The following is a 22,999-nucleotide window of genomic DNA, read 5'->3' as shown; positions in this document are numbered from 1 at the left end:
TTCTAATTCAAGAAACTGGTTAACGGACTACTGGCTGCTGCTTTTTTATGAACTACGGGTGCCAATTTTGCTTCAAAAGCCATTCTGCCCGCTGTTACGGCCATTTTAAATGCTTTTGCCATTGCTACAGGATTTTGAGAAACGGCTATCGCCGTATTTACCAACACGGCATCTGCACCTAATTCCATGGCATAAGCAGCATGCGAAGGTGCCCCAATACCGGCATCTACAATTACCGGCACATTGCTTTGGTCTATTATAATCTCTAGAAAATCTTGGGTCTTTAAGCCTTTGTTACTTCCTATGGGTGCACCTAAAGGCATTACGCATTGCACGCCCACTTCTTCCAATCGTTTGCACAATACAGGATCGGCATGTATATAGGGCATCACTACAAATCCTAATTTCACCAATTCTTCGGCTGCTTTTAAGGTCTCTATGGGATCGGGCAACAAATATTTTGGATCAGGGTGTATTTCTAATTTCACCCAGTTGGTTTCCAGGGCTTCCCGAGATAATTGGGCCGCAAAAACCGCCTCTTTAGCTGTACGTACGCCAGAGGTGTTGGGCAATAGATTGATGTGCGCATGGTTTAAATGCTGTAAGATATCATCTTGGGCATCTTCAATATCCACACGTTTTAAGGCTACGGTCACCAATTCGCTGTCAGAGGCTAATAAAGCCTCTCTCATTACTTGTGACGAACTGAATTTTCCCGTTCCCGTAAACAATCTTGAGGTAAATTTTTTATCCGCTATTTGTAACATATTATTTTCTTTTTTCTTCTGATATCCAACGCTCTTCCTGTAATGGACCTCCGTTGATTAATTTCTTCAATGTAGGTATGCCGTTGAAGTTCCGGGTAATTTCTCCCGATACTGCAATGCCGTATACACCGGTTTTCATAATGCCGGTAATATCATCGGCAACAATACCGCCTATGGCAATAATGGGTACACTTGTCTTCAATTCTTCAAGTATGGTCAGATAACCGTTCAAGCCTAAAACGGGACTCAGGTTCTCCTTGGTTTCCGTGAATCGAAATGGTCCCATGCCTATATAATCTACTTTTTGAGCTATTAGGGCCTCACAGTCCTCTAGCGTATTGGCGGTACCACCAATAATTTGCCAAGACGCCATTTCTTTTCTGGCCACAGTAGGGGAGGTGTCGGTTTTACCTAAATGCACTCCGTCCGCTTTTACCTCAGCTGCTATTTTGTAGGAATCGTTAATGATCAATCGGGTTTGATAATTCGCCGTTATTTCCCTTGCTTTTTTTGCAGTCTCCAATACCACTTTTTCCGACTGATTTTTTAAGCGCAACTGTACCAATTCTACACCAGAGGTACAGGCTTTTTGTATGTTCTCTAAATGTTCTTTTGGTGTACTGCCTTGCGATATATAATGTAATGTGGGTATCATATTCTTTCTTATTATAAATTCCTATTTCTGATGGATGCTTTCCGCTGCTCTTGAACAACAGTTTCATATTGGGTTTTCAATGCCAGGAAGCTTTCTAAAGGGTTTTCCATATTCCAAACTCCGCCTAACACGCCAATTCCCTTAAAACCCAGCTTCAGTGTTGCTGCTACTGTTTTATCGCTAATACCGCCCATACCTACAATCAATTTATCAATGTGGTTGACATCAAAGCCTTTGCCTTCATATCCCTTTTTAGAAATAGAAGAAAAAACGGGACTCAGTAAATGATAATCGAATTCAAAACCGCACTGTTCCAATACCTTTGGGTCATGAAAAGAAGAACTAATGGTTTTACCGTACATATCCAACTTTTTAAAATACTGACCAGGATTGTCTATGTAATCTATTCTTTTTTGCTCCTGAAAATGGACGCCCTTTAGGTCATATGTATTGACCAATTCATGATATAAATGTACCACGATTCTGTTATGGTATTTTTTATCGATCGCATCTAAGTAATTGCAATGTTCTTGGTAGTTTTTAAATGGCTTTCTTAAATGATAATACACCAAACCTTCTTGAAATAACTGATGAAGTATTTCAATTTCATGGGGAATGTCTTTTTCTGGTGCTATGACTACGATCATTTTTATTTTTTTGAGTTAAGGATTGCAATAAAAATCCTTTTGCTTTTTCTGCAAAAGATTGAAATGGAAAGCCTGCCCACGCTATTTAGCGTGGGAACTTCCTACTACCCTTAAAGGTACACTTCTGAACCTTTTTGTTTAAACTCTTTAGATTTTTCATCCATTCCTTTTTGTATTACTTCATTGTCAACAATGTCGTTGGCTGCCGCAAAATCCCTTACTTCTTGTGAAATTTTCATAGAACAGAATTTTGGTCCGCACATGGAACAGAAATGTGCAATTTTTGCTCCTGCTGCAGGCAAGGTTTCATCATGGTATTCGCACGCGCGTTCAGGATCCAGCCCTAAATTGAACTGATCTTCCCATCTAAACTCAAAACGCGCTTTACTTAGAGCGTTGTCTCTATGTTGTGAACCTGGGTGACCCTTGGCCAAATCTGCGGCATGGGCAGCCAATTTATAAGTAATAACACCCACACGAACATCTTCTTTATTAGGCAAACCTAAATGTTCTTTTGGAGTTACATAACATAACATGGCACAACCGTACCAACCGATCATAGCTGCACCAATACCTGAAGTTATGTGATCGTAACCTGGAGCAATATCTGTTGTCAAGGGGCCTAAAGTATAAAAAGGAGCTTCATCGCAAACCTCTATTTGCCTTTCCATATTTTCTTTGATCATATGCATGGGTACGTGCCCCGGACCTTCTATAAAACACTGTACTTCATGCTTGCGGGCAATCTGCGTTAATTCTCCCAAGGTCTCCAATTCTGCAAACTGAGCTTCATCATTGGCATCTGCCACTGAACCTGGACGTAGGCCATCACCTAAGGAGAAGGCCACATCATACTGTTTTAAAATCTCACAGATATCTTCAAAATGAGTGTATAAAAAGCTCTCTTTATGGTGCGCCAAGCACCATTTTGCCATAATAGACCCTCCACGAGATACAATACCCGTTACACGCTTTGCCGTCATAGGTACGTAACGCAACAAAACACCGGCATGTATGGTAAAATAATCTACACCTTGTTCTGCTTGCTCTATTAAGGTGTCCTTAAAAATCTCCCAGGTTAAATCTTCTGCCACACCGTTTACTTTTTCCAATGCCTGATAAATGGGTACCGTACCTACAGGAACAGGAGAATTACGAATGATCCATTCACGCGTTTCATGAATATTTTCTCCGGTAGATAGATCCATAATATTATCTGCACCCCAACGGCATGCCCATACTGCCTTTTCTACCTCTTCTTCTATAGATGAAGTTACGGCAGAGTTACCGATATTGGCATTTATTTTCACCAAGAAATTACGCCCTAATATCATAGGTTCTGCCTCTGGGTGGTTAATATTAGAAGGTATTACGGCTCTTCCTCTAGCCACTTCGCTACGTACAAATTCTGGGGTGATCTTTGCAGGTATGGCAGCTCCAAAATGTTCCCCCTTATGCTGCTTTTTAATTGCTGTCATTTCATCTATACGCTGATTTTCACGTATAGCTATATACTCCATTTCAGGAGTAATAATTCCTTTTTTAGCGTAATGTAATTGGGTTACATTATGTCCTTTTTTAGCACGCATTGGCTTTTTTAAATGGCCAAAACGCATGTGATCTAAACGTTGGTCCTGTAAACGTTGGTTACAATATTCTGAGGAAAAAGCGCCTAATTCTTCTACATCGTTCCTATCTAACACCCATTGCTCCCTAATCCTTTCTATACCGTTGTGTATATTGATCTCCTTAGTTGGATCGGTATATGGACCAGAGGTATCGTAAACGGTAACCGGTTCATTTGGTGTTTTCTTTTTTGTAATGGAGTCTACCGTATCGGTTAATTCAATTTCACGCATGGCCACTTTAATTTGTGGATGCATTTTACCGGAAATATAAATTTTCTTGGAATTTGGAAAAGGCTTACGTGTAATGCCATCTTGTTTTGGAGCTGTATCTTTTTTTTTCATATTTAATGTTGCGTTTATTAACTAAATTTCAATTTCGCTGTGCTGTTAGAGTGCTTAAAAAGTAATATCTAACCCCCTTGAGTAGCTCTAATGACCAACACCACATCACTTTCGTTCAGTGTGGCAGAAGACCAGTCTGATTTTGGAACTATAGTTTCATTTACGGCTACGGCAATACCCTTAACAGAAATACCTAGTTCAGTAATGATAGCTTCTAAAGTAGTATTGGCCTTGAATAGGCGAGGGGTGTTATTGACTTTTACGTTTATCATCTGTTTATTAATTATTAAAGCGCATAACGCTACAATGATGTTGATTACAGTGTAAACGGATAGAAATAAAAAATGAATTGAAAAATGGAAAGGACAGGAGTTTGCTCCTGTTAACTTTTTCCTACGTTGATATTAATCAAATCAGGTTCTAAGGATATTTCTCAAACTATGAAATAGCTACTCCTAAAGTTTACAAAGCAAATTTAGGAATAAGACGGCAGATATGATTCATAAAAAATGTTTTGTTTTTTGATTGTCCCTTTTAAAAGTTTCTTTTGATTTAAAATCGATATGTATTCATTAGAACAGTCACCATGGTAAGTCGCTAATGTAGAAGGTAAACGTTTCTTCTCTATGTATTCTTTCATATATTAGCGTAAAATATACGCATAGTATGCAACAATCAATTAAGCTTTCTGTTGACGCCGTGGTTTTTGGGTATGAATCTGAAACTATTTCGGTACTGCTCATCAAACGAAAATATGAACCTTTTAAAGGAAAATGGGCTATTCCTGGCGGATTCGTTTTAGACTCGGAATCTTTAGAAGAAGCGGTAGCGCGGGAGCTGAAGGAAGAAACGGGAATCAAGATTAATTACTTAGAACAATTATACACCTTTGGAAAACCCGATAGAGATCCTAGAAAAAGAGTAGTATCCGTTGCCTATTTCGGGTTGATAAAACCTAGTGCTTTTAAACTTGCCGCTTCAACCGATGCGGAAGAGGCACAGTGGTTCTCCATTACCAATTTACCCGAACTATCTTTTGACCATGCCGAAATTCTAAAACTTGCCATTACACGCTTACAGGCTAAAATTACCTATGAACCCATTGGGTTTGAATTGTTGGATACCAAATTCCCTTTTTCCGACCTTGAAAAACTGTATAGTTCCGTTTTAGGTAGGGACATTGACAGACGTAATTTTAGAAAAAAAATGCTTGGTCTAAATATCTTGGATGAATTGGATGAAAAGGTTTCCAAGGGCTCCGGTAGACCTGCAAACCTCTTTATGTTCAATAAAAACAGGTACTTCAAACTAAAGAAGGAGGGTATTATCTTCGAAATCTAAGCTACTCCTTTTTAATTTGCGTAAAATAAACACAAATAATGCTTTATGAACTCAAATTATATTTTACATTTGCGTTATTATTACGCAAATTGATTTTCATGATGTACACATCTAACGACATACTACCAATAAATAAACGCAACCGGCGTTCTATTTTTCTAGCAGGTAATATGGATCATAAACAGAAGGGGAGTTGGAGCGCAAAAGTAATTGCCGAGTTTGGTACACATGATATTTTTGACCCAACACATACCCATTACCATGAACTGAACGCTGCGCAAATGAAGCAACACATTAAGTGGCAGTTAGCTGCTTTACAGCAATCGGATTTTATACTATTGAATTTTCTTAAAAATTCTAAATCACCCATTTCTTTTGTAGCATTAAGGAAGTGCATAAAGTGGAACAGCCCCATGATTATCTGTCCGAAAGAAATTTACATAAGTAGTGATGTACATACCCATTGCAAACAATACAACACACCCATATTCAGTAATATAAAAGAAGCTTAAACACTGTTGAAAAACAGCCTATAAATACACATTATGAACGGATTACTATTAACAGACGGATACAAAACAGGACACCACCAGCAATACCCTAAAGGAACAGAAGAGGTATATTCTAACTGGACACCAAGAAGTAATAAATATGCACCTCAGGGTTGTGATAAAGTAGTTTCTTTTGGCCAACAATATGTGTTCCAATGGTTGCATGATTATTTTCAGGATAACTTCTTTTCTAAGCCAAAAGCACAGGTTTGTAATGAATTGAAAGAAGAGTTATCCCTGTATTTAGGTACCGACTATGATGTTACGCATTATGAGGAATTGCACGACCTTCAATACTTGCCTATTAAGGTGAAATCCATTGTGGAAGGGGTAGAGGTTCCTATTAGAGTGCCTATGGTTACTGTGGTAAATACGGATAAAAAATTCTACTGGATCACTAATTTCCTAGAAACCATTTTATCTACTATGCTATGGCAACCAATGACATCAGCTTCTATTGCTTTATGTTACAAACGAATTTTCAAAAAATGGACATTAGAAACTGATAAAGACAATATGGCTTTCATCGATTTTCAAGGTCACGATTTTTCTATGCGAGGTATGGGCGGACTGCAAAGTGCTATTTCATCTGGTATGGGTCATGCATCTGTATTCTTAGGGTCAGATACCTTGCCGGTCATTAGTAGCTTACGTCACTATTATAAGGCTGAAGGTTTTGTAGTCGGTTCTGTAAATGCTACCGAACACTCCGTGATGTGTGCCGGTACAAAAGATGATGAAATTGGTACGTTCAGGGCTTTAATGAATACCTACCCTGCGGGAATTTTATCGGTTGTAAGTGATACATGGGATCTATGGAAGGTATTGACCGAATACCTTCCAAAGCTCAAAGAAGAAGTTCTTTCTAGAGATGGTAAATTGGTCATTAGACCAGACAGCGGAGATCCTGTTGACATCATTTGTGGCGAGTCTCGTGAGCTTGGTAGCAACACACCAAAAGATAAAGGGGTAGTGGAACTTCTTTGGGATATTTTTGGAGGTACCGTAAACGAACAAGGTTTTAAAGTATTGGATAGTCACATTGGTGCTATCTATGGTGATAGTATTACCACAGAAAGAGCAGAGGCTATCTGTCAACGCTTAAGCGATAAAGGTTTTGCTACGACCAATGTAGTATTGGGTATTGGTTCTTTTACCTACCAATTTAATACCAGAGATACTTTTGGTTTTGCCATGAAAGCAACTTCTGTTGTAGTAAACGGCGAACGTAGAGAAATTTTCAAAGATCCTATTACCGATGACGGAATTAAAAAATCTGCTAAAGGATTGGTAAAGGTGGAATTGCAAAACGGAGCATATGCATTGATCGATCAAGTAACGCCAGAAGAAGAAAGCACGGGCGAGCTACAAGTAATCTATAAAGACGGAAAGTTTGTAAACCAAACGAACATACAAGAAATAAGAGACCGTATTAATACCAATCTTTAAGAATTACTGATGATGTGGTTTAAAGAATTGACAGGATTTGATGAAGTATCACCCGAAAATGTGCGTGATCATATCACTATTGACGGACAGTATTTAATTTCTAAAATCAATAACAAATCCTATCAATTTGGCTCTCTAGAAGTTGTTTCCTTAGAACAATTAAGAAATCAGCAAACCAACAATGACAGTACTGTTAAAATAAAGGTTTCTGAAATGGTTGCCGATATTCAAGACTTACATGCCGACCCTAGAAATGAGCACGCGTTATTTCAAGCTGCATCGCAGTTCAATTTATTAGAAATGGTCGGTCCTGAAGTGTCGCCTAGCGCGGGAGTTGGTATTTACGAAAATGACTTCACCCAAGGTCCCGCTTGTGCCATCGCTTGCGGTGCAGGAACGATTTACAGAAACTATTTTGCTCCGGTTAATGGTCAAATTGGGCAAACGGATGGGCATCAGATTGATTGTTTAGATGGGATCGGTAAAGAGCTTCATAATCAAGAGCTCCAATTATGGAAAATGACCAACGGTTATGCTGTTTTAGGTCAAAAAGGCTTACTCAACATTAATAAGCAATTAGGAGGTTTTACAGATGCCCAAAGAGCGTTTCTAAAGGGTAAACTAAAAGTAGGTACGCAATGGAATACTGAAGTTACCCTAACGGATAAAAAACAGATAGTATCTCAAATATATTGCTCTGCTTTGCCGGTAGCATATTCGCATATCGAATGGTATTACTGGGAGAATTTTGCCAGAATAATTTTAGAAGCCACCTATGAAGCTACGTTACACACGGCACTGATAAATCTAAAAAACAACAAATCAAACAAGGTATTTTTAACCTTGGTAGGAGGTGGGGCTTTTGGTAATGATCTAGATTGGATAGTAGAATCATTGTTCAAAGCACTAGAGAAATTCAGAAAAACGCCATTAGATGTGCGTATTGTCAGTTACGGAAACTCAAATCATATATTGAAACAAGAAATAGATAATTTCAACAATAAGAATTAGGATATGAAATACGAAATTAAAAAATTTAAAGACGGACAAGTTGCCGCCAAAATCACGGAAAGCGGAGATATTCATATTAAAATAAGAGGAAACAGTTATGAAGATTTGTTCAGTGCTGCTGCCATAAAAGAAGCTTGGGATGCTGAAAATGTAACCAACAAAACAGCCATTGCCAAACTCACTATCTTTTGTCTAATTGGGCAACGTTCAGATAGGCGTTTCCATAAAGGAGAATCTTTTGATTTAAAAGTCATCTGTAAGTTCATCAACGACATGAAATTCGACTCCGTTGCCATTTTACACCCACATAGTCCTATTTCATTGGCGTTAATTGATAATGCAGAAAAAATATCGCATGTAGATTATGTTGAAAAAGCTTTTAATGAAATTGGAAATCCAGTATTGGTGAGTCCCGATGCTGGTGCGTATAAAACCACCCATGAAATTGCCGAAAAACTGAATGCAGATTTGGTACCGTCCAACAAAGTGCGAGTAGATGGTGCTCCGGTGATTAGTATACAAGGTGACGTAAAAGATAAGCAATGCTTAATTGTTGATGATCTTGCCGATGGAGGCAGAACATTTAAATTCTTGGCGGAAGCGTTGAAAAAGCAAGGTGCCGCAAAGGTGTATCTATATGTTACCCACGCACAATTCAACTATGGATTTGAGGAACTCAAAGAAACCATTGACCATGTCTATTGCACCAATAGCTATAAAGATATTGATGATGATTTCGTTACTCAGTTTAAGTTGATGGGTTTGTAGAGTTCGATTAAATAAAAAGCGATTCTTAATATCTAAAAATTAGATGTTAAGAATCGCTTTTAAATATACAACAGCTTTTATACTACAAACTCACAAATATCAATCAAAATATGAATACAACTCTTTTTTCAGGTTATCCCATTGCCCTTTATCTCCGCTAATTACTTGACCTACTTCTTTCACTTTAGAGGTACCGAAACCTATAGCTTCTTTTAAGCCAATATGTGGCGGTAAAGACAATGCACCGCTGCTCACTACAGCATCGATTATAAATGGTTTTTTACTTGCTTTCGCTTGCATAATAGCCGCATCAATATCTTCAGCATGCTCTACTCTTACACCATCACCACCACAAAGCTTAGCATATTCGGCAAAATTGACATTGGTTTCATGTAAGGCATCTAAACTCGCTGCCAAGCCTGCTTCTTCCATTTCCAGTTTCACAAAACTTAATTCTGAATTATTGAATACCAACACTTTAATCGGTAATTCATACTTAACGGCGGTTATGAAATCTTGCATAGACATATTAAATGCTCCGTCTCCACAAAAAGCCCATATTTCTTTATTTTTATTTGCAAACTGCGCACCAATGGCCGAAGGCAACCCTACTGCCATAGAACCATGATTAAATGAACCTGTAAGTCGTCTTTGATTGTGAAAAGACATATGATGTGCCGCCCAAATAGCCGAAGTACCGGTTTCAACCGTGAAAATGGCATCATTGGCTGCGTGCTCATTTACCAAATCTGCAAATATTTGTGGGTGTAACGGTTCATGGTCACGGGTAGGGGAGGCTTGCTCTTTCATATTAGCTCTCCAATCTTTAAAATTACCTCTTAATTTATCTAAGAAGTCGGAATCACTTTTTTGCTCAATTCTCGGATTTAATAATTCTAAGAATGATGATATATCACTCCAGACCCCAAGTGATACCGACGTTCTGTTTCCTATATTTTCTTGTCGAATATCTACCTGTATCGTTTTTGTTTGATGCGGAAGAAAATCTATATAGGGAAAATCGGTTCCTAACATTAGCAATAAGTCACATTTCATTACGGCATTATAACCTGAAGGGTTTCCAATTAACCCGGTTAGCCCTACTACATTGTCCGTATCATGATCAAAAATATCGCTAGCACGTAAACTATGCGTAATCGGCGCTTGTAATTTTTTAGCCAATTCTAGTACTGCAGCACGACTCTCACGACAACCATCTCCTGCTAAAATACCTACTTTAGTTGCGCCATTTAAAAGCTTAGCAGCCTCAATAATGCTATTCTCATCGGGTATTAAACGAGAAGAATACTTTTTAATAGGGTGTATAAATTCTTCGTTTGCCGCCTTCATTTCAGCAACATTTGCCGCTAACTCTATTCTACAAACAGCATTATTGGCCATGGCTATTTTAATGGCGCGTTGTACAACCATAGGTGCCTGTTCTGGTGTTTCTATCACGGCTTGATAATCACAAACATCATCAAATACCTTTTTTAAATCTACTTCTTGAAAAAAGTTGGTTCCCTGTTGTTTCTGATCAATTTGACCGGTAATTGCAATTACTGGTGTACGTTCTTTTTTAGCATTGTACAATCCATTAATCAAGTGTAAAGCACCGGGACCAACAGTACCTGCACATACGGCTAAATTATTACTTGTTTGACTATGACCAAAGGCAGCAAAAGATGCATTGCCCTCGTGTTTCATGCCAATCCAGTCTACAGTGTCTCGCCCTTCAATTGCTTTAACGAAAAAATTTAAGGCATCGCCCGTTACTCCGTATATTTTATCTACCCCGACACTTTGCAAAATATCGAGTAGTTGTTCTGATACATTCTTACTCATAATAGTGTTCTTTATATTTTATAATTTGGATGAAAAAATCATCCGTTATTTATCTATACTCCGGATTTTCAAAATTCCATCTTGTACCATCATCCCAATCTTTTCTTGAGTTTCCGTAAGGCGGATATCCCCCATTATCCTTCAGCATTTTAGCTAAATGCATGAGATTATAGGACATAAAGGTTGTGTTACGATTTGTAAATTCCGAATCAAAACCTACCGGTGGGTCAATTTTTTCGCCATCCCATTCGGTATCTCCATAACTGGGTCCGGGACCAACCTTACCAATCCAACCTGCATCTGCCTGTGGCGGTATACTATAACCAATATGTTGTAGTGCATATAATAGCCCCATAGAACAATGTTTAACACCATCTTCATTACCAGTAATTATACAACCACCGGCTTTACCATAATACACGTATTGTCCTTTATCATTTTGATAACCGCTCATGGCATATAAGCGCTCAATAAGTTTTGTGGCTACCGATGAACGCTCTCCTAGCCAAATAGGGGTACCAATCACCAATATATCTGCCGCCATTACCTTATCATAAATTTTTGGCCAATCATCCTTGTCATATCCTGCTTCGGTCATGTCTGGCTGTACACCAACCGGTATATCATAATCTGCTAATCTTAGAATCTCTACATCAACTCCTTCAGATTTCATAATCTTAGCAGACACGTCAATTAAATTGCGTGTGTGACTTTTAGAGGGTGATTTCTTTAAGGTACAGTTGATAAAAATTGCTTTTAACGTACTAAAATCTGTATTTTTCATAGTTTTCTTATTTACCAATTACTTTTACGGTGACCACACCAAATACTACATGACCTATGAGCATCGCTAGTAAGCGCATTGGCATAGACCCATCCATAGGTGGCATTTCAAATAACATTCCTAATACCTCCATACCAATTTGTGCTAGTATGAGTGCTACGATACCAAAAGCAATTCCTTTCAAGAAAAGATTAGAAATGTTGACTTTTGGAGCAAATACATATTCGTAAAACAAAGCAAATAGGATACCCATAATAAAATGCAAAATCCATCCTACTGCTATGGGTACATTTAGGGTACCTGCTAATAATTTCCAGGGTGCCATTTCGGGCATACCCATGTGCGGTGCTACCAACATTATTATGGTCATTACCACCGTTCCTAAAATACCTGCCAATATAAATTGGGTCAATTCACTTTTCATTTATTAATCCTTTTTGCGTTAAAAATATTTGAGGAATATCAATGTAATATCATATACATTATTCTTTTTTCCAATAAAATACTGATTATCAGTTTGCAAGCTATTTTAAGTACTATAAAATCTTTAGTGCATACCATTATTTTATTGACGTGAAGACGAAGAATACATCTTTGTTACTGTAGTATAAAATTTGTTGACGAGGTTTCTTTTTATGTCCTATAAACTCAATTTCCTTTTACAATACTCATGGGAATGCTTATTTACCTTCTATAGCGTTGCTAATTTGTAACGACATTGCTTTATTGGTCGTACCATAAAACAGGAATGTATTGCTATTGGTATTTACATCAACCAACCCTGAAAAACCCTTAATACTCGGTGGTATATCTAAAATAGTTAAAGCTCCTCTTTAAAGTTCGATTCAAAAATTCGGTATTTAAAAAGACCCACAACTACTGCGCCTCCAATACTATTTCCTAATAAAGCCAAAAACAGAAACCATAGGTAATCTAGAGCGCTAATTTCACTAGTATGTAAAAAGGCGCCGAACACCTCTATATTGCCCACAATACTATGGTGAAACCCTCCAAAGCCAATAACACCGGTTATCATGATTATAAGAACAACATGGGTAAGAGAATTCATGGTACTGTTCAGTAACCAAGTAAGTAGCCCCATTAACCATCCGGCAACAATGGCACTCGCTAATAATACCCAAGAGGTCTCCTTTAAAACATGAGCTCCAATTTCTATCATGGTCTCTTCCGTAAAAAGGTTTAGATGCGGCGCAAGTACCCCTATAAAACCAGCAAAAATATTGCCGCCTATAATATTGCCTAAAATAACTACGCCCCATACCCGAAATAACTCCCAAATGCTACGCTGCCCATTCAACATGGGCAAAGCCAATACCGAGGTTTGCTCAGTAAACAGAGCAGATTTACCAAGGATAACAAGTATAAACCCAACAGGGTAAACCACTGCAAATAGTTTGAATATAATAGTGGTATCTATAATACCGTTCATTAAATAATACAGCGTACAAATAAGAAAATAGCTAAACCCAATTTCTAAACCGGCAATTACCGCACTTAAAAACATGGCTTTATTCTTTATCTTGAAAATTTCTTCTCCTTCATGAATAACCCTACTAAGAATTACACTGTATTCATTGTCATCTTTAATATCTGAAGATTTCTTTTCCAGTTCTTTCTGATGATCTTTCTGTTCTATTTCTTTATTCTCCATAACATAATGGTTAGTTGTATAAAGGGGTAGCGGTAACTAATACCACTTTAAACTATTAACAAACAGCTAACTATAGTAATCAACTAAACGGATGATGCTAGTTAAAATTTACGCTTGACAATTTTTTAAAAATATAGAATGGACCTAAGTATGGTTACTCTTAATACATTTTTTGATAACTGTAAAGAAATTGATGGTGATTTTGTTGGGCTGTTTAACGCTAGTGGATCGTAACTTACTACATCACGATTCCTTATAGGATGACAAGGTCTTTATACACTATGATATAAAGAAAAAAAGAATTTGCTGATTAAAAACAAGAAAATCATATTTTACACGTATTAGCTCAAGATAGTTTTCAAATAGCAGAACCACCCCGGTTATTCAAAAAATACAATCAAACAACCAACTCATCCCCAAAATATTACAATTCAGTAATTCTCAATTTAATGTTATCTTGATTCCATATATGTTTGTCATATCAATCACACCAACGGGACAGAAAAATGGAACATGCTCAACCAAAAGTCAATAAGAAAAAACAGATTTTTAGAATCATATTATTTACAAGTACATTCATTTCCTTATGGTTTGTACCGTGGATCCTTGTAAAAGCATGGATACTACCTTTACCGAATACGGTACAAGAGCAAGTAGACCAAACGGCAGGTTACGGATTTGATGGAGTCATTGTTTACGTAGACCAAGCCGGTAAACCATCGGCATTATATGGTGCCGGATATCATAACACGGAAAAGAAAATACCCGTTAAGCCAAATGCTTTGTTCAAAATTGCCAGTATAAGCAAGCTATATGTGGCGGTTGCCATTACAAGATTAGCCAATGAAAATCGTATCAACCTAGATGAACCGCTTACCGATTATTTTCCAGAACTTTTAGGTAGCATTGAACATGCAGATAAGATTACATTAAAAATGATGGTAAAGCACAGAAGTGGCATTCCCAATTTCACCGATAATCCCGATTATTGGAAAAACCAACCAAATACCGGTATAGATGTATTAACCTATGCAACCGATTTGCCAGCCCATTTTAAACCAGATGAAGATTATGGCTATTCTAACACCAATTATTTACTGCTTTCCAGAATTATAGAGCAAGTAACTGGCGGTAGTCGATATGACTACTTCAAAAAAGAAATTTTAATTCCGCTCGGACTTAACAATACGTATGGCTCAATTGATGATGTAAACTTAGACGATGTTATGAGTGGTTATTATGTAGGAATCGATAAAGATTTTAAAAATGAGAATAACGGCATGATGCTAGCTACTGCTGAAGATGTTGGCAAATTCGTAAGGGCATTAAACGACGGTTCTTTACTTAGCGAAGAAGAAATGGAAATCTACACCTCCCTTTATGATTTTAATCATGGTGGGTTGGCTGCCGGCTATCAATGTTTGGCAGAATACCATAAAGATATAGACGCCGTAGTGGTGCAGTTTATGAACACGACAGATTTTGAAGGCTATCAATGGAATTTACTACAGATTACCCATAGCAGAGTGGTTAAAATACTACGTAAATCAGAATAGCCAACAACCTCATAACATACTTAAAATTAAATACTTACACTCTTTAATATGTAACAATTTTAGGTTTTCATCGTCTTACATTCAAATCATCAATCAATCAAATCAAATCAGTATGACAGTTTTAGTAGTAGGCGCAAGTGGCGCTACAGGTAGGCAATTGGTAGCACAACTTCTTTTGCAACAACATTCCGTTAAAGTAGTGGTACGTTCTCCCCATAAGCTCCCTGAATCTTGGAAAAACAAGGACAACCTTCATATTATTACCGCAAGTATTTTGGACCTGACCGATTCTGAACTGCAAAATTTGGTAAGCAATTGCCATGCCGTGGCTTCCTGTCTTGGTCACAACCTAACTTTTAAAGGAATGTACGGACAACCTAGAAAACTGGTTACAGATGCCACCAAACGTCTATGCAATGCCATTAAAGCAAGCCGACTGCAAAAACCTACCAAGTTTGTTTTAATGAATACAACCGGTAATAGTAACCGTGATATTCATGAACCCATTTCACTTGCACAAAAATGTGTCATTGTTCTTTTGAGGTTGCTATTGCCTCCTCATGTTGATAATGGAAAAGCTGCGGATTACTTGCGTACCCAAATTGGACAGAACAACAGGGCCGTAGAATGGGTTACCGTAAGACCAGACGGATTAATTAACGAAGACCAAGTAAGTGCATACGAGATTTTCCCTTCGCCCACACGTAGCGCCATATTCAATGCCGGTAAGGTAAGTCGTATCAATGTTGCTCATTTTATGGCCAGCCTTATCAATGACAAAAACTTATGGAGTACCTGGAAAGGGCAGATGCCGGTTATCTATAGTTCATCGCAAGAAAATTAATTAAATAGCTCAGTAGAAAAATGGAAAGATTCATAAAACAGGTAAATAAACAACATTCCGGTAAGAAGGTTCTAGTGCTTTTCTTACTCACCAACATCGTATATGCGTATATGCTGTTAGTTACCATTCCGGCTACGATGGAATTTTCGAACGGATTGCAATTATTAGATATGATGCCCGCAGGATATGATTTAGCGTATGTAAATACCCTTTTTCAAACGCTAGGGGATACCGGTCGCCAAATGTATCTCACCAAACAAATTCCTGTAGATATGATCTATCCATTACTCTTTGGTATTTCCTATGCAGCAGTACTGGCGTATTTCCTTTTAAAACTACCTAAACTAAACCCGAAATACCTATACCTGTGTCTATTGCCCGTAATTGCAGGTCTAGCAGATTATTTGGAAAACATGGGTATTATTTCTATGCTGAATACCTACCCAACTCTTACAGAAACTACGGTAACTATCACCAGTATATTTTCGGTTATTAAAAGTAGTACTACCAGTATGTATTTTATGGCCTTAATAGTCGTTTTGATTGGACTTGGGGTTCGTAGGTTGAAACCTAGAGGCAAAAATTTGCAGCAATAGCACAACCCCAGCAATTAGCTATAGGAGGATAACATTACCTATTACAACTCATATTTACCCCAAAAACGTTATTAAGAATAGAACAGTTACAGTAATTTTGTATTCCATATACCCCAAATAATACAAAATCTTGTTAGAGAAAAGACGACAATTACCCCAAACCCAATTAACAGATGAAGACCATTTCATTTACTGTTTAGAAGGTGTCGATGATATAGAAAACGAAGCCCTTACCGAAGCGCAACAAAGTCTAGAGCAACTAGCCATGAAATATGGCATAGCAAGTATTTACAAAACATGCGATACTATTGAAGGTCTAGAAGATAGCCTAAATGCACTGGTGCTAGATGACCATAATTTTAAAGATTATGAAATCATTTATTTAGTCATGCATGGCGAAGCAAATAGTATCTGCCTAAACGACTATTATTATACGCTACAGGAGATTGCCGAAATTTTTGAGGGTCGGTTACGAGGGAAAATCCTGCACTTTTCAAACGCCAAAATTCTTGACCTGGACGAAGAGGAAGCGCAATACTTTTTAGATATTACCAATGCCAAAGCAGTTTCTGGCTATGGAAATGCGTTTAACGGGGTCAGCAGTGCAAATTTAGACAAAGCCTTCTTCAACTTATTTAAAGAAGATGATGATATGTTTGAGGTGGTTGAAGAGCTGCACCAAAGACATTACAATGTGTGTAAGTTGCTTGATTTTAGATTGTATTATTAAGTTTAGCCGTGAATTAGCCACTTTATAAATAAAACAAAAATACGCCAAGCAATAAGCCTTCATTAATACCAAGTACATCAACGAAGAAGAAATAAATGATATGAAAAAAACGAGTTTACGTTATGTAAAGTAAGCTTTGGTTACAATCTAAGCATAGAGATGAAAATCTCTATTTTCTAAACAGATGATTTGCAGTCAAAATTGTTACCATCTAATTTAATTTTACCTTCTAAATACTATCTTCTAGAAAGGTAATGAAACAGCGTATTATGTGTGTGGTATCAGTAATCGGTTTTTAAACGTATCTATTCATTTTTAAATAGTAATATCATTATTTTTTATACGTTTTATATTTCCGTTAAAAGCAAATTCACTATTTCATAAGCGGTGTTTTTTCTATATACTTTGGATAGTGATGCGTATACAAATAAGGAGCTTTCACATGTTTTTTTAAATTAATAACTCTTAATTATTCGCACTAATAATTAAATCTATATTCCTATTTTTACCAAAATCAAATAAAGGAATTTAATAGTATGAGCAAGACGAAACTAACCATAAATAACAATGGTTCTGTAAAAGTAGAAGGAGATTTTGAAATTGTTGATAGCCAAGGTAATTCGTATAACTTACAAGGTAGAACAGTGTTAGGTATATGTCGTTGTGGACGTTCTAATAACAAACCTTTTTGCGATGGTTCTCACAGAAATCATTTTGAACACGAAGCAACAGCTTTCGATTTACCTCCAATGAAAAAGAAATAAATCATCTGAATTATAGCTTTCTATGGATTCCTCTCATAAAAAAGCCATAATCATATTTGTACTATAATGCTTAGCATTATGGCACATTACTTTGTTACTGCACAAAAACAAAAGGTCCAGGAGACCTTTTGTTTTTTTCGTCAGTCCACATGCTGGTATAATTGACACTTCTCTTTCTTTAATTATATTTCTAAAAAGCTGTTTGAAATGGTACTGAGAACGATTGTTTTTGTACAGTGAAGCTTATACAATGGCTAAGTCTACCGTAGACTTTAAATTTTTGTATATCTATATCTATTTTTTATACAATATTGGGGTATGACCTAACGCTGTTAAATGCTATTTTTGTTACACTCCTTTCACATAGGGTATTAGGTATTACGGAACCACAGATGACCAACGAATGCAATACATTTTTAACATAAAGTATGCGGGTTTTAATACCTTAAAAGGTCGTTTGGTATTTATGGTCACCTTAATGCTGAGTGGTATCTTTTTGCTATGGGTCCTTAATCCTTTCAATATAGAGTCTTGGTTGCTAGGAAGCAGATCTTCTTATAGCGGTCACCTATTGTCCTTAGTACTTATGAGTTGTTTTGTAGTCATGGTTGACCAGTGGTTATGGTATAAACTATGTAACTTAAAGGTGTATACTATATACCATGTTTTACTAACCAGTATTACGGAGTGGTTGGTGATAATCTCGTTGCTTACTTATTTTTATGGAGCGTCAAACAATCCATATATGACGGAATGGTTGTTAACCGCTAAATATTTTTTAAAGGCCATTCTTTTACCCTATGGCTTGGCATTACTGTGTGCCCAGGTATATGTTAAAAAGTATGGACAACCACCGCATGATGGTTTAAGCCATATCCATAACATGAAGCATGTAAAAGACGAAAATGGAGCAGTACGGCTTATACTTAAAAAAAGTACCATTCTGTACTTAGAAGCTAAGAGTAATTATGTGCAGCTATACTATCTAGGAGCGTCTGGGGTAGAAAGTAAAAGTATCCGCATTAGTTTAAAAAATATATCGGAGCAATTCCAGGATATGGAAATGGTACAATGCCATCGGTCTTTTATAATACGATTGCCAGCGGTAAATTGTATAAAAAAACAAGGTAGAAAAACCGTAGTATATTTAAATGGCGCAGCGGTTTCCATACCGGTTTCCAAATCTTACGAGGCTAACCTTACCAAGCAGTTTAAAGCCCATAAAACTATCTATCCCAAATAGGTCTATTTCGTCCCAGACCGCATATATACCGAAAATCTAAGTATACATTTGGGTTCAAATAAATCTTTAATAATATGAAAAAAATTATCTTATTGACCTTAGTAATGGGCACTATTGGACTTAATCTCGCTTTTGTGGCACCAACAAAAGCCAACGATTTTGTAGGGGATTGGGCGTATAATAGTTATGATCTGCCTTATGAATACCAAAAAGGAAACCTTCGGTTTTATATGGAAGATGAGGCATTGGATGTAGAAGTAACGGTAAACAATAGTAGTTTTAAAGGCACCAATGTATCTGTTTCAAAGGACACCGTTAGTTTTTACGTACAAGTAGATTACCAGAGTGAAGTAAAGGTGGTGTTAACATTGGAGAATAATCAACTAAAAGGATATGTATTAGTTGACGGGCAGAAAATTTCACTTGATTTAAAGAAAGTGGTTTAAATTTTATTTTCTAGAATACCCAACGGCAAAAGTCTTATGGTCTTTTGCCGTTTTAGTTATTGCTATCTATTTGTTCTATTGGCAGTTAAGTGCTTTTTAGATTTACAAAAAACTAATGGGTAAACAGCCGCCCACAGTGAGTGCAACTATGCGATTGCTCCCCATATATTGAACCGGAACTTTTACGTTACCGGAACAAATCAAGTTTGGGTATTATACATCACATAAAAGTCCATTTTATAATTTAAAAAGCAATCTAGTATTTGGTAGCGGCTATTTTAAATAATGACTAATTATAGATTAATCTTCAGTGGCATTCCGCCAACGCACCAGCTTTCTTGCTTATTGCTTCCGCCACTGGTTACACCAACCCTACAAAATATACTCTAATATTTCGCGTTATGTAACTTTACCTGGGTAAAGCAACCTAATTGGCAACACACCTTCTTTAAATTTATCTTTTAAAAACTTTCTTTAAAAAGGTAATGAAACCGTAGTATGCGGTTCATGAATTTCCTCAAAAACAATAAACCATCCATGAATACACACTTATTAACTGTCCCGATGGCAGGAGGGAAGTGTAATGTGTGTGCAATGGTATTTTACTACAATTTTTAATTGCCGATCAAAACTTATAAACCATAGATTTCCGGCTATTATATAATTCCTCTAACAGTTACTATTGAAAACACGCTTGACATTAAGGTGTACTCATCTCCAAATCTTAATAAAATCTTAATACTTCTAACAAAATTATATACAACCTATCACAATATGTTTATTCTCTTGTGATTCACCTGTTATCTCATGGTCTTTATTTTGTAACGCTACAATAAAACAATATAACTATTATGAAAAAAAACAACATTTTAAAAAGTACACTGGCCGCTATGCTGGTATTAGGTTTAGCGTCATGTGAGAATGATGATACTTCGGCCCAAATTGCTGAAGAACAACAAGAGGAACAAACTCCCGAACAACCTATGACCGATGAGTTAACATCAGTAGTGCTTAACGAGGTCAGATATCAAGGGGAGGATACCATTGAAATCTTAAACAACGGTACCGAAAGTGTAGATCTAACTAACTATTGGTTATGCCTAGGACCAGGTCAATATGTAGAAATAGGAACGCTTACTCCTATACGCGGAAGCATTGACTTGGCTTCTTCAGAATATCTAGTAGTAAGTTATGACCTACCTGATAATGAAGGTGGATTAGGTCTTTACAATACTAATGAATTTACCAATTCAAACGCCCTTGTCGATTTTGTACAATGGGGTGCAACCGGCAGTGCAAGAGAAAATGTTGCTATTGCCGCTGGTCAATGGGTTGCCGGTGATTTTGTTCCTGTAGTAACAAATGCGAACAATGCTATCGCCTATGATGGTGAAGGAGATGTTGCTACCGACTGGAACGAAACTACAACCTTGACCTTCGGTGAGGTCAATGTAATAACAGAACCTATAACCAGTAGCTTTAATATTACGATAACCAACATTATTAATTATTTGGCCGTACAAGTGTTCAATACTCCTAATGGGGCAGACGCTCCAGGTCCAGTTACAAATAAAGATGGATCTTATTATTTTGATTTTCAAGCCGTGCCTGGCTCCAAACTTAGCTTTGCTACAATGCAAGTTGTTTCAAATGACTGGTTTTATGCTCCAGTAGCAACTGGTCTAGAACTGTTTGAAAATGGCAATCCTGTTACGGGAGATGTAACCAATAAAATATATCTATGGGATTCTGGTACCGAAGCGGAAAATCCTGAAACGTTTACATCGGTTCCAGGCGGGGATGTAGCAGGTGAGCCTGATGATGACAATACCGTACGTATTGTAACAACAGATGTTACCTCAATGGTGAAAGTGACCTTGGACTATGATGAAAGTACCAGAACCTTCCGTTTGTTGATTACCAACTTAAAAGGTGCCATGGATGCTAATGTGCCCGTAATCTTAGCCCCTGGTATTGCGGTTATTCATGCCTTGGACAATGCATTATTTACTACAGGAGAACCCGATAGGGAACTAGGATTGGCTAAAATTGCCGTTCAAGGAAACCCATCAAACCTATATGAATGGTTTACAGAAACAGGAAGCACCGGAGCTCCTTTACGACTATCCTCTTCTTATGGTGTATTTGCTCCGGCAGTCGCTTACGCATTTGAGTCGGAAAGCGATCCCGTATTCACTCAAGGACAGGCCGCAGTTGTGGGAAGCGGAATTGAGGAAAGCGCTGAAGACGGAAACAATCAAATCATTTTTGATTATATCAATACTACTTTGGGTATTCCTGTTGCAAAGAGCAATGAAGCCATGCCAATTGCGCCTGGGCAAAGTTTTACCTTTACTTTAGAGGATGTTCCCGCAGGATATAAATTTGGTTATAACACCATGCTAGTAAGTTCCAATGATTGGTTCATGGCGTATAACAATGAGGGATATCCTTTATTTGATGAAAATGGAACCCCAAAAAGTGGACCAGATGCTACTGAAAAATCCTATTTATACGACGCAGGAACAGAGGTAGACCAAGCAGTAGGATTTGGAGCCGATCAACCTATGAGACAATCAGGTCCCAATTCCGGAGCTGCGGACGAAAACACCGCTATTCGTAGAGTGTCAGAGATTGAAGATCTTCAGTTCGGTAAAGGAATCATAAGTTCACCCGCAGGAGTAGTGGGATACGGAGATCCAAGAGGAGGTTATAATCTTGTTAAAGTAACTATATCTGCCAACTAGAAACATTCTATTGTTTGTTTTATTATCTGAAAATGCCTTATGAAATTATTCATAAGGCATTTCCTTTTGTCCGAAAGTGAAATAGGTCATTGCCATATGATGGTTAAATGGTTTTCCTCAAAAGAGAAAAAATGTTTTCGGCTGACATAGCATCTTTAAGTAAACATCTCTCAAACTCCTATTTAGAGAAATCAATAAACATTCCAGTAAAACGGCTTTTACATAATATCTGACGATATGAACCTAAAGGCGTCATATCTAATATTATATCAAATGCACGCATGCGCCGTTTTACACAACTAGCTACTTTGTTCTAAAATGTTCTGCGTTATATAACTTTGCTTTGGTAAAAGCGAAAGTTGTTACTACACTTTCTTTAAATTTTTTCTTCTAAACTTTCCCTGAAAAGGTAATGAAACCGAGGTACGAGGTTCATGAATACCTATTCTAATAAATAACTAGCAATGAATAAACACTTATTGAAAGGAGGGAAGGCAATGTGTGTGGAATGGAAATCTGTGTTAAAAACTTTGTTTACTTTACGGCTTTCCAACAAAATAATTCCTACAAAATTTATTATATTCAAATTCTACTTTAGTTATAATAATGATCA

General features: G+C 37.2%; 22 protein-coding genes and 1 riboswitch. Of the genes, 13 read left to right on the top strand and 9 right to left on the bottom strand.

Going from position 1 to position 22,999, the window contains the following annotated elements:
- Positions 1 to 2 precede the first annotated feature (2 nt).
- The 5 genes from BW936_RS10075 to thiS form a co-directional block, all read right to left on the bottom strand.
- Positions 3 to 767 (bottom strand): thiazole synthase, encoded by a 765-nt coding sequence (locus BW936_RS10075; protein ID WP_076548260.1) that lies wholly within the window; start codon positions 765 to 767, stop codon positions 3 to 5.
- Position 768: 1 nt separating this feature from the next.
- Positions 769 to 1,422, bottom strand: coding sequence for a thiamine phosphate synthase (gene thiE / locus BW936_RS10070; RefSeq protein ID WP_076548259.1), 654 nt, complete (start codon positions 1,420 to 1,422; stop codon positions 769 to 771).
- 11 nt (positions 1,423 to 1,433) lie between these two features.
- Positions 1,434 to 2,069: a thiamine phosphate synthase gene (locus BW936_RS10065; protein ID WP_076548258.1), complete on the bottom strand. Its 636-nt coding sequence runs from the start codon at positions 2,067 to 2,069 to the stop codon at positions 1,434 to 1,436.
- 110 nt (positions 2,070 to 2,179) lie between these two features.
- Positions 2,180 to 4,039, bottom strand: a complete 1,860-nt coding sequence (thiC, locus tag BW936_RS10060) for a phosphomethylpyrimidine synthase ThiC (protein WP_076548257.1) — start codon at positions 4,037 to 4,039, stop codon at positions 2,180 to 2,182.
- A 68-nt stretch (positions 4,040 to 4,107) separates the two neighbouring features.
- Positions 4,108 to 4,311 carry a sulfur carrier protein ThiS gene (gene thiS / locus BW936_RS10055; protein WP_084182042.1) on the bottom strand — a complete coding sequence of 68 codons (204 nt, stop codon included), beginning with the start codon at positions 4,309 to 4,311 and terminating at the stop codon, positions 4,108 to 4,110.
- Between the two features lie 101 nt (positions 4,312 to 4,412).
- Positions 4,413 to 4,506: riboswitch (TPP riboswitch) on the bottom strand.
- Between the two features lie 199 nt (positions 4,507 to 4,705).
- On the opposite strand from thiS, the gene BW936_RS10050 reads away from it, so the two are divergent.
- The 5 genes from BW936_RS10050 to BW936_RS10030 are packed head-to-tail and all read left to right on the top strand — an operon-like array spanning position 4,706 to position 9,159.
- The gene (locus BW936_RS10050) at positions 4,706 to 5,380 is read left to right on the top strand and encodes an NUDIX hydrolase (protein ID WP_076548256.1); all 675 of its coding nucleotides are present in this window, start codon (positions 4,706 to 4,708) and stop codon (positions 5,378 to 5,380) included.
- A 38-nt stretch (positions 5,381 to 5,418) separates the two neighbouring features.
- On the top strand, positions 5,419 to 5,892 hold the full coding sequence (locus BW936_RS10045; protein ID WP_076548255.1) for a nucleoside 2-deoxyribosyltransferase domain-containing protein: 474 nt from the start codon (positions 5,419 to 5,421) through the stop codon (positions 5,890 to 5,892).
- Between the two features lie 33 nt (positions 5,893 to 5,925).
- Complete coding sequence (locus tag BW936_RS10040; RefSeq protein ID WP_076548254.1) at positions 5,926 to 7,380, top strand: nicotinate phosphoribosyltransferase; 1,455 nt, start codon at positions 5,926 to 5,928, stop codon at positions 7,378 to 7,380.
- A 12-nt stretch (positions 7,381 to 7,392) separates the two neighbouring features.
- Entirely contained in the window at positions 7,393 to 8,391 is a 999-nt protein-coding gene (locus BW936_RS10035) for a hypothetical protein (protein WP_076548253.1), read from the top strand.
- A 3-nt stretch (positions 8,392 to 8,394) separates the two neighbouring features.
- Entirely contained in the window at positions 8,395 to 9,159 is a 765-nt protein-coding gene (locus tag BW936_RS10030; protein WP_076548252.1) for a phosphoribosyltransferase family protein, read from the top strand.
- 99 nt (positions 9,160 to 9,258) lie between these two features.
- Here BW936_RS10030 and BW936_RS10025 read toward each other — a convergent pair whose 3' ends face one another.
- The 4 genes from BW936_RS10025 to BW936_RS10010 form a co-directional block, all read right to left on the bottom strand.
- On the bottom strand, positions 9,259 to 11,004 hold the full coding sequence (locus tag BW936_RS10025; protein ID WP_076548251.1) for a thiamine pyrophosphate-dependent enzyme: 1,746 nt from the start codon (positions 11,002 to 11,004) through the stop codon (positions 9,259 to 9,261).
- A 49-nt stretch (positions 11,005 to 11,053) separates the two neighbouring features.
- A complete protein-coding gene (locus BW936_RS10020; RefSeq protein WP_076548403.1) occupies positions 11,054 to 11,788 on the bottom strand; it encodes a flavodoxin family protein in 735 nt (244 codons plus the stop codon).
- A gap of 7 nt (positions 11,789 to 11,795) precedes the next feature.
- Positions 11,796 to 12,212, bottom strand: a complete 417-nt coding sequence (locus BW936_RS10015) for a DUF6789 family protein (protein ID WP_076548250.1) — start codon at positions 12,210 to 12,212, stop codon at positions 11,796 to 11,798.
- Between the two features lie 396 nt (positions 12,213 to 12,608).
- Complete coding sequence (locus tag BW936_RS10010; protein ID WP_076548249.1) at positions 12,609 to 13,460, bottom strand: formate/nitrite transporter family protein; 852 nt, start codon at positions 13,458 to 13,460, stop codon at positions 12,609 to 12,611.
- A 506-nt stretch (positions 13,461 to 13,966) separates the two neighbouring features.
- Between BW936_RS10010 and BW936_RS10005 the strand changes: the two genes are divergently transcribed.
- From BW936_RS10005 to BW936_RS09970, 8 genes are all read left to right on the top strand, one after another.
- Complete coding sequence (locus BW936_RS10005; RefSeq protein ID WP_076548248.1) at positions 13,967 to 15,016, top strand: serine hydrolase domain-containing protein; 1,050 nt, start codon at positions 13,967 to 13,969, stop codon at positions 15,014 to 15,016.
- A 112-nt stretch (positions 15,017 to 15,128) separates the two neighbouring features.
- Positions 15,129 to 15,860, top strand: a complete 732-nt coding sequence (locus BW936_RS10000; protein WP_076548247.1) for an NAD(P)-dependent oxidoreductase — start codon at positions 15,129 to 15,131, stop codon at positions 15,858 to 15,860.
- A gap of 20 nt (positions 15,861 to 15,880) precedes the next feature.
- Positions 15,881 to 16,456, top strand: coding sequence for a hypothetical protein (locus BW936_RS09995; RefSeq protein WP_076548246.1), 576 nt, complete (start codon positions 15,881 to 15,883; stop codon positions 16,454 to 16,456).
- 130 nt (positions 16,457 to 16,586) lie between these two features.
- A complete protein-coding gene (locus BW936_RS09990) occupies positions 16,587 to 17,186 on the top strand; it encodes a DUF6642 family protein (protein ID WP_076548245.1) in 600 nt (199 codons plus the stop codon).
- A gap of 536 nt (positions 17,187 to 17,722) precedes the next feature.
- On the top strand, positions 17,723 to 17,950 hold the full coding sequence (locus tag BW936_RS09985) for a CDGSH iron-sulfur domain-containing protein (protein WP_076548244.1): 228 nt from the start codon (positions 17,723 to 17,725) through the stop codon (positions 17,948 to 17,950).
- 403 nt (positions 17,951 to 18,353) lie between these two features.
- Entirely contained in the window at positions 18,354 to 19,193 is an 840-nt protein-coding gene (locus tag BW936_RS09980; protein ID WP_076548243.1) for a LytTR family DNA-binding domain-containing protein, read from the top strand.
- Between the two features lie 74 nt (positions 19,194 to 19,267).
- Positions 19,268 to 19,639, top strand: a complete 372-nt coding sequence (locus BW936_RS09975) for a hypothetical protein (protein WP_076548242.1) — start codon at positions 19,268 to 19,270, stop codon at positions 19,637 to 19,639.
- 851 nt (positions 19,640 to 20,490) lie between these two features.
- A complete protein-coding gene (locus BW936_RS09970) occupies positions 20,491 to 22,386 on the top strand; it encodes a spondin domain-containing protein (protein ID WP_076548241.1) in 1,896 nt (631 codons plus the stop codon).
- Positions 22,387 to 22,999 lie beyond the last annotated feature (613 nt).

The organism is Maribacter ulvicola, from assembly GCF_900155985.1.
GTDB classification, from domain to species: Bacteria; Bacteroidota; Bacteroidia; order Flavobacteriales; family Flavobacteriaceae; genus Maribacter; species Maribacter ulvicola.
Note: the sequence above shows the minus strand (reverse complement) of the source record. Positions and strands in the feature narration are given on the sequence as shown.

What these genes read in the sequence shown, in the direction of transcription:
- BW936_RS09980 (WP_076548243.1), top strand. Translation starts at nt 18,354, where the DNA reads ATGCAATACATTTTTAACATAAAGTATGCGGGTTTTAATACCTTAAAA.
- BW936_RS09985 (WP_076548244.1), top strand. Translation starts at nt 17,723, where the DNA reads ATGAGCAAGACGAAACTAACCATAAATAACAATGGTTCTGTAAAAGTA.
- BW936_RS10065 (WP_076548258.1), bottom strand. Translation starts at nt 2,069, where the DNA reads ATGATCGTAGTCATAGCACCAGAAAAAGACATTCCCCATGAAATTGAA.
- BW936_RS10000 (WP_076548247.1), top strand. Translation starts at nt 15,129, where the DNA reads ATGACAGTTTTAGTAGTAGGCGCAAGTGGCGCTACAGGTAGGCAATTG.
- BW936_RS10020 (WP_076548403.1), bottom strand. Translation starts at nt 11,788, where the DNA reads ATGAAAAATACAGATTTTAGTACGTTAAAAGCAATTTTTATCAACTGT.
- BW936_RS10015 (WP_076548250.1), bottom strand. Translation starts at nt 12,212, where the DNA reads ATGAAAAGTGAATTGACCCAATTTATATTGGCAGGTATTTTAGGAACG.
- thiS (WP_084182042.1), bottom strand. Translation starts at nt 4,311, where the DNA reads ATGATAAACGTAAAAGTCAATAACACCCCTCGCCTATTCAAGGCCAAT.
- BW936_RS09970 (WP_076548241.1), top strand. Translation starts at nt 20,491, where the DNA reads ATGAAAAAAAACAACATTTTAAAAAGTACACTGGCCGCTATGCTGGTA.
- BW936_RS10050 (WP_076548256.1), top strand. Translation starts at nt 4,706, where the DNA reads ATGCAACAATCAATTAAGCTTTCTGTTGACGCCGTGGTTTTTGGGTAT.
- BW936_RS09995 (WP_076548246.1), top strand. Translation starts at nt 15,881, where the DNA reads ATGGAAAGATTCATAAAACAGGTAAATAAACAACATTCCGGTAAGAAG.
- BW936_RS09975 (WP_076548242.1), top strand. Translation starts at nt 19,268, where the DNA reads ATGAAAAAAATTATCTTATTGACCTTAGTAATGGGCACTATTGGACTT.
- thiC (WP_076548257.1), bottom strand. Translation starts at nt 4,039, where the DNA reads ATGAAAAAAAAAGATACAGCTCCAAAACAAGATGGCATTACACGTAAG.
- BW936_RS10035 (WP_076548253.1), top strand. Translation starts at nt 7,393, where the DNA reads ATGTGGTTTAAAGAATTGACAGGATTTGATGAAGTATCACCCGAAAAT.
- BW936_RS10010 (WP_076548249.1), bottom strand. Translation starts at nt 13,460, where the DNA reads ATGGAGAATAAAGAAATAGAACAGAAAGATCATCAGAAAGAACTGGAA.
- BW936_RS10030 (WP_076548252.1), top strand. Translation starts at nt 8,395, where the DNA reads ATGAAATACGAAATTAAAAAATTTAAAGACGGACAAGTTGCCGCCAAA.
- BW936_RS10075 (WP_076548260.1), bottom strand. Translation starts at nt 767, where the DNA reads ATGTTACAAATAGCGGATAAAAAATTTACCTCAAGATTGTTTACGGGA.
- BW936_RS10045 (WP_076548255.1), top strand. Translation starts at nt 5,419, where the DNA reads ATGCTTTATGAACTCAAATTATATTTTACATTTGCGTTATTATTACGC.
- BW936_RS10025 (WP_076548251.1), bottom strand. Translation starts at nt 11,004, where the DNA reads ATGAGTAAGAATGTATCAGAACAACTACTCGATATTTTGCAAAGTGTC.
- thiE (WP_076548259.1), bottom strand. Translation starts at nt 1,422, where the DNA reads ATGATACCCACATTACATTATATATCGCAAGGCAGTACACCAAAAGAA.
- BW936_RS10040 (WP_076548254.1), top strand. Translation starts at nt 5,926, where the DNA reads ATGAACGGATTACTATTAACAGACGGATACAAAACAGGACACCACCAG.
- BW936_RS10005 (WP_076548248.1), top strand. Translation starts at nt 13,967, where the DNA reads ATGGAACATGCTCAACCAAAAGTCAATAAGAAAAAACAGATTTTTAGA.